Genomic DNA, 7,249 nt, shown 5'->3' with positions numbered 1-7,249 from the left:
ACTATGGGGGGGATCAGGGATATACCTTAGCAGGCAAGAACCTGATTCTTTGCGGTAGCGAAGAAAGCTGGATTACCAAGATGCAAACAGATTTAATTACTGAGGGTACATTTCCCCATAAGGATACTGAGGCATTAGTTAGTGAGAATGCTAAAACTGCGATGGGTTTAAAAATTGGAGATTTGGTTTCCGTGGATACACCGGATGGAAAATTTCAAGTTACCGTTTCAGGCTTTTTGAAGAATGCTTCAAAAACTATGGAAGAAGATTCATTTGGTATGTTTTTGACAACGGATGGGTTTCGCTCTATATATCAAAAGATGGAAAAAAATAATTCCACATACTTTAACAGCGTATTTTTTGTTCAGTTTTCCACCCATTGTAATATGAAAGATTCAATTAGCGCTATAAAAGCGCAATTAGGACTTTCTGAAAAACAGGTTTCCGAAAATACCAAGCTTCTTGGTTTACTTGGTCAAAGTGGGAATTCTTTTATGCTCCAGTTATATGGCTCGGCATTTATTCTGTTTTTGCTAGTTCTAATAGCAGGAGTCATGATGATTGCAAGTAGTTTAAACAGCAACGTTGCCCAGCGCACTGAATTTTTTGGTATGATGCGATGCATTGGCGCAACGCCAAAGCAAGTAATGAAGTTCGTGGGCAAAGAGGCTTTAGGGTGGTGCAATTTTGCCATACCTGTAGGTGTTGGCGGGGGCATCATAGTGATTTGGGTATTGTGTGCCATGCTGCGCTATCTAAGTCCAGAGTACTTTATAGGCATGCCTGTCTTTGCCATCAGTTTTCCCAGTGTTATCGCTGGTATCTGTATAGGTGTTTTTACAGTTTTTTTTGCCGCCCGTTCTCCTGCAAAAAGAGCGTCGAGAGTTTCGCCTTTGGCGGCAATATCAGGGGCTAAAAATGATTTGTTTTATGGGAAGAAGGCTGCCAGTACTGCCTTATTTAAAATTGATACTGCACTGGGAATTCATCACGCAAAATCCAGTAAACGGAATTTTGTGTTAATGGTTGGTTCTTTTTCACTTAGTATTATTTTATTTCTTTCCTTTTCGGTTACTGTTGATTTTATGCACCATGCACTGAGACCTTTGAAGCCATGGACACCGGATTTATCTATTGTAAGTACGGATAACAAATGTTCCATTAGTAGGAATTTATTGAAAGAGCTGGAAGAAAATTCGGAAAGAGTATATGGGCGGATGTTTGCTTACAATGTGCCTATTAAGTTAAATGGTGTTGAAAAAACCGTTGACCTGATTTCTTATGAGGAAAACCAGTTTAATTGGGCAAAGGAGTATTTGCTGGAGGGGACTTTAGAAAAAGTTCAGCATGAACCATATACGGGATTGGGTGTTTTTGAACAACAGGGCAATCCAAAGATAGGCGACAAGGTGACGGTACTTATGGAGAACCGTTCTGTGGATATAGAGATTGTGGGTACACTTTCTTCCTGTCCATTTCAAAATGCACCTGATGTAGGTACAATCATTTGTTCTGAAAATACATTCAGGCAGCTTACAGGTGTAACGGACTATACCGTTATTGACATGCAATTAGTGAAAAAAGCTACCCAAAAGGACGTTGACAAAATTCATGCATTGGTGGGATCTAGGCATATCTTTTCAGATGAACGCTTGGAAAATCGAAGTGTATTAGGCTCATATTATTCCTTTGGGCTGTTTATATATGGGTTTATGACTTTGATTGCCCTCATCACCATATTCAATATTGTTAACAGTATTGGCATGAGCGTTTCAGCCCACATGAAAGAATATGGCGCTTTCCGTGCTATTGGATTAAGTAATAAACAACTGAAGAAGATGATTGTTGCAGAAGCTTCAACTTACGCAATGGTAGGAGGTATATGGGGAAGTGTTTTGGGTCTCATTTCCAATAAGTTTCTTTTCGAAAAAATGATAACATCTTATTGGGGAGAACAATGGAATATTCCCTTAATTGAACTTGGTATAATCATTGGAATTGTATTTGTTTCTGTTATTGTGGCTGTATATGGCCCAGTGAAGCGAATAGATGAAATGTCTATTGTTGATACAATCAATGCTCAATAAAGCACTGATGCACCTATGTTTAAAGGAAGTATTGCTAATTGATTTTCCCTTGTGAGAAATTAAGAGAAAGGTATTGGCTTTGCGAAATAGAACTCACAAATGAGTCGTTCTGTAAATTAAAGTATTGTGAAGAACAGGAACTACTGATGAAAAAATTGGAGGGTTTTAGGCTAAACTGGAAAAGTGAATATACTGCAAATAGACTAATCTTCAGGATTACATATCCTATAGATTAGTCTATTTTATAATACCCTGTATTTACCAGTATAGCTTTATGTTGACAATTGCTTAATGGAGTTGTATACTCTCATTACCATTGGTAATTATCATCGGTAATGATGGGAGGTGCAGTATGAAAAAGAATTTGACAAAAGAGCAAATTATTGAAACAACACTGAACTTAATGGGGAATGAAAGTGATTTACGGCGGCTTAATCTTCGCCAAATTGCACGGTCATTGGGATGCGCTCATACAAATTTATATAATTACTTTCCCTCGTATAACGATTTACTATGGGAAGCACATATGGCAATACAGGAGATTTTTATGGATATGCTCATAAAAAAATTGGACACCGCAAGAACAGCAGAGCAACGCTTTGCCTATTTCTTTCATGCATTTGCAGAAATGTACTTAGACAATAAAGGGTGGTTCTGGTTATCATGGCATGAATATATCGACGGAAATCGCCCACAGAAAGATGTGGAGCTGTTAGAACAAATAAATCACAAGATGAATCAATGCATCTCTGAAATATGGAACGAGATTTATGGACAGTGGCCAAATGCCGAAACGATAAAACGAGTGCTTCATAACACCCATTGTTATATTTTGGGAGAAGTTACAAATTATCTTTTGGGTAGGGGTTTAATTGAAACCGATGACGAGTTAAAGGCGTACATTGGGTGTGAAGCCACAAGCATGTTTCGGCTGTGTCTTGCTGGGAGTTATTCTAATCCCTTGGAATAAAATGATCAGCAACAGAAGGCCCGGAAGGTGAGCTTAGAAGACTGCTACAAAAATCTAGAGTGAGGTGTTAATTTGGAGAACTTTGAACAGGAACGGGCTGCTGAACTAGCCCATTATCATAACATTTGCCAGATACTTTCTGAACTATTGGAAGAGGCGAAAAAAAACAGTGCCAAAAATATAGAGGCCTTAAAGGAAACAAACAAAGAGATGTGGGAAAATGCTTCCCATTCGGCAGATGATTTCGATGGTGCAATAGGGCTAAGCCAATTTTATCAACCCCTTGCCAGTAATGCATTTGCCATAGAAGCAGGAACAAAAAAAATAAAGCTTTATGAGCGGTTATTGCAATCGGCCTATTTCGCCAGAATTGACTTTTGTGCTGAAAATAAAGAATGGTGGGAAGAAGTCTACATTGGCAGAGGAACGTTATTTCACGATAAAGACGAAAAAATTCTTATATATGATTGGCGTTCTCCCATTGCCAGTCTTTTTTATCGTTTTGAAAAAGGGGAAGCTCATTATGATTCACCTGGAGGTCTTGTTTTTGGGGATATCACGCTGAAACGCCAATATGAGATAAAAAAGGGTGCCTTTCAATATTTTTTTGATGCTGATGTACAAATTGCAGATGAGTTTTTGCGCAAGTTACTATCGGGTAATGCTTCCACAAAGATGAAAACAATTGTAGAGACCATTCAGCGAGATCAAGATATTGCCATTCGAAATATGACCCATGACTTACTGATGGTGCAAGGAGTTGCGGGAGGCGGAAAAACCTCCATTGCTTTGCATCGCGTGGCATACTTGAAATATCAGGGGCTGGCAAATCGATTACAAGCCTCAGATATCATCATTTTGTCTCCTAATACACTGTTTGAGCAGTATATCTCCAATGTCTTGCCAGAATTGGGTGAGGATGAAGTGAAGTCCGTTGTTTTTGATGATTTGGTGAGAAATAGCTTGACAGATAAAAAAACTTTTTGCTCTCGCTATGAGCAAACGGAACAATTGATTTCCTGCGAAGATGCCAATGAAAAAGAATTGAAAAAACAAGCTGGCCTTTAAAATGTCTAGTGCCTTTATAAAGATATTGGATAGGTATGGAGAAAGCATTCCTTTCTCTCATATTACCTTTACGGATATTCAATATGATGGAAAAATAGTCTTCACAGCGCAGCATTTGAAAGAACGATTGCAGCAAATGAATGAATCTACCAGCCTAGCAGTAAGACTGAGCTATATTCGTTGGTATATTTATGAAGAAATTCATGAAATGCGTAAGAGCCGTATGCCCAAACTGTTGCGACAAACAAGGGAAGACCCAGAACATGTTTATGATTGGGAGGAATATGCAAGAGAGCTGTCCATAGAGGAAAGTACTCAACTTGCCAAAAAGGTAGATGGGTTTATCAAATTGAATGGATTCGCACTCTACAAAAAGTTGTTTACCACTGCCGGATTGTTGAAATCTCTCTCCCTGGGCATTGTGTTACCAAAGAATATTGATGAAATAATGCTTTACACCAAAGAAAGCCTTGAAGGAAACAAGCTTGAAAATGAGGATGCTTTGGCACTCATGTATCTGCAAATGTTAATCGGCGAAAATACAGTTGCCAACGAGATTTATAGACCCATTCGGCAGGTCATTGTTGATGAAGCCCAGGATTATTACACCCTTCATTTTAAAATAATGAAAGGCCTTTTTCCCAATGCAAGGTTTACTGTATTGGGGGACATTAACCAAACCATTGAAAAGCAGGAAAATATGGATCTTTATGAAAGAATAACTGAAGTTTTAAAGCCGAAAAGTTCTTGTTTAATGGTGATGAACAAAAGCTTTCGCTGTACAAAAGAGATTCTCAATTTCAGTATGCAGTTTTTGGACGGAGATACTCCATTTGAGAGTTTTAACCGCAGTGGCGATATTCCTCAGATTATTGAAGGAAAAGACACTGAGCTCATTGACCAAAAGGTAATGGAAGAGGCTTTTTACAGTGAAAAGCAAGGTTATGGTTCCATAGGGATTTTGTGTAAAAATAATAAGCTTGCGGAAGGGCTCTATGAGCGCTTGAAAGATAAAATGGCCATTCATTTGGTGCGCTCTGGGGATAACCTGAACACAAAGGGTGTGTTTATTATTCCGATAACCATGTCAAAGGGACTGGAGTTTGATTCTGTTTTAGTTTATGGCGTAGACGAGAGTCATTATCATACGAAGGACGATAAAAAGCTTTTATATATTGCCAGCACCCGGGCACTACATCGGCTTAATCTATTTTATACAGGGAGGAAGAGCTCCATTTTTCAAGGAGGTATCTAATCATGACGTTAGAAATCATTATTTCTTTATTGAGTGATATTATCAGTGTTCCTGAAAAAGATTTAAGAGGCAAAACCAGATTAACACCTGAATTTAATATTGAATCTATTGATATTGCAAAATTGATGATTGAAATAGAAAAGCGTTTGTTAGTGACCATTCACGATGAAGATGTGCATACATTTCAAACGTTAGATGATGTGGTTGATTACGTGGATGCACAGCTTGCGGAATAGGAGCTTATGATGAAAAAGACTATTGTTGTGGAAGGAATGAATCATTTACAAATAGGCAGTGCCATAGCTCGGATACTTGAGAGTGTCAGCGGTGTGGACAGGGTGAGTTTAAATTTAGAAGAAGAAGCTGTTGCTGTGGAATGTAAAAGAGCTGTGACTGATGAGGACTTGTGTGACGCAATCAATGAAGAGGGATTTGAGGTCTTAGAAATTTACGATGAGTATGAATAATGGTTGAATGAGTATCCCTACCTTGGCGGTTAACAAGGTAGGGTTTATTTCTACGATTGCAAGTGAAGTAAAGTATCATATTTCCTCACCGGCAATATGAAAAAAAAAGACAATTCATTTTTTCGTGAAATGATGTGTTTTCATTTTTATTATTTTGTTTTTTAAAGGCATGAAGTTGTTATTTTTTAATAAAATAAATTACGTTGTTATTTAGAGAGAATCTTTTTTCCATTGAAAAATGCCCTGTAAAACTGTTGCCGTTTAGATACAAAAAGGAACGATTCCTTCAAATTTATAGATTTATAGTGCAGAATTATGTAAATATATGACATGAATCAGGTTTTATTGTGAATTTAGATGATAGACAAATGGCAAGTCTGGGTATATGATATGTTAAAGTTGCGTTTTGCAAATAAAGAAAAAGGAGGTGAGAGTATGAGGAAGCATTCTGCAATACATAAAAAAATATTTATATTTTTTATATTTTTATCATTGGTTATTACTTCTTTCGGGTTACGTGGTACCACGGCGAAAGTAAGTGAAAGTTATCGTGAAGAAAAATCGGAAGAATTAAGCTTGCTGAATGCTGGCATTAAAATTCGCATGGACAACTTCGTCGATCCTAACCAGAATATGAAGTTTGTTATCAAGAACAGTTTTTATTCAAATCGGGATTTAAAACAAATCACCATTCGAAAAGCGGTTTTTGATAATGTATCTTATGATGATATGCAACAAAGTGAAAATAAAAATTTCTATTCTCTTTTCTTAAAGCTAATTATAATACCGTCGTATTCCTTATTTTGTTTATATATAAGACGATGGATTATTTTGGTGTCTAATTTTAGCATTGGATTTATTATTACCCGTTATTTACACCTCAAAGACGGAAAAAAGCAAGTATTATCATTTCAATAATCCAAAAATTCCCATTGAATTTTACTTATTTTTTGTGCGCCAATGTAGCAAATTTACTGGTGTGTTATTTGTGTACGCAAGATTCGAAAAAATTGCATAGTTTCAGGAAGTGGAGGTGAATTTTATGCAAGACGTTGCCTCACGGTTAATTGAAACACTGGGTGGCAAAACAGTGTCTTTTCCTGAGCTTCAGGGGCTGTCTATTCCCGAATTTGTGATAACCAGTTGGGGGATCATGGCATTCATTATGATTATGACACTAATCTTCACCCATAATTTAAAGATTGTGCCGGGAAAATCACAAATTGCTCTTGAAGGGATATATAACTTTATTCATGGTTTCCTTAGCGATATTCTGGGGAAAGAGGGAGAAAGATATATTCCGTTTTTAGGCACGGTTTTAATATATTTGGCTGTTTCAAATACGATTGGCTTGTTTGGCCTGACCCCGCCTACAAAAGATTTAAATGTCACAGCGGGACTT

The 7,249-nt window shown here is 37.3% G+C and carries 8 protein-coding genes; all 8 read left to right on the top strand.

Annotated features, from left to right (window positions below; all coding sequences use genetic code 11):
• Nucleotides 1-2,087, top strand: a 2,087-nt coding sequence (locus RTK36_RS14375; protein WP_312047931.1) for an ABC transporter permease, incomplete at its 5' end; no start/stop codon positions are given.
• Between the two features lie 352 nt (nucleotides 2,088-2,439).
• Nucleotides 2,440-3,057 (top strand): TetR/AcrR family transcriptional regulator, encoded by a 618-nt coding sequence (locus RTK36_RS14370; protein ID WP_312047930.1) that lies wholly within the window; start codon nucleotides 2,440-2,442, stop codon nucleotides 3,055-3,057.
• Nucleotides 3,058-3,129: 72 nt separating this feature from the next.
• Nucleotides 3,130-4,125, top strand: coding sequence for a hypothetical protein (locus RTK36_RS14365; RefSeq protein ID WP_312047929.1), 996 nt, complete (start codon nucleotides 3,130-3,132; stop codon nucleotides 4,123-4,125).
• 1 nt (nucleotide 4,126) lies between these two features.
• Nucleotides 4,127-5,380, top strand: a complete 1,254-nt coding sequence (locus RTK36_RS14360) for a 3'-5' exonuclease (RefSeq protein WP_312047928.1) — start codon at nucleotides 4,127-4,129, stop codon at nucleotides 5,378-5,380.
• A gap of 2 nt (nucleotides 5,381-5,382) precedes the next feature.
• Nucleotides 5,383-5,616, top strand: a complete 234-nt coding sequence (locus RTK36_RS14355) for an acyl carrier protein (protein ID WP_312047927.1) — start codon at nucleotides 5,383-5,385, stop codon at nucleotides 5,614-5,616.
• Nucleotides 5,617-5,625: 9 nt separating this feature from the next.
• Nucleotides 5,626-5,847 carry a heavy-metal-associated domain-containing protein gene (locus RTK36_RS14350; protein ID WP_312047926.1) on the top strand — a complete coding sequence of 74 codons (222 nt, stop codon included), beginning with the start codon at nucleotides 5,626-5,628 and terminating at the stop codon, nucleotides 5,845-5,847.
• Between the two features lie 435 nt (nucleotides 5,848-6,282).
• A complete protein-coding gene (locus RTK36_RS14345) occupies nucleotides 6,283-6,765 on the top strand; it encodes a hypothetical protein (protein WP_312047925.1) in 483 nt (160 codons plus the stop codon).
• Between the two features lie 124 nt (nucleotides 6,766-6,889).
• Nucleotides 6,890-7,249 (top strand): F0F1 ATP synthase subunit A (locus RTK36_RS14340; protein WP_312047924.1); only part of this gene is annotated, 360 nt, incomplete at its 3' end.

The sequence above is a fragment of the Anaerotignum sp. genome, assembly GCF_031981185.1.
Lineage (GTDB): Bacteria > Bacillota > Clostridia > Lachnospirales > Anaerotignaceae > Chakrabartyella.
The sequence above is the reverse complement of the archived record's forward strand: the minus strand, read 5'-3'. Positions and strand labels throughout refer to the sequence as shown.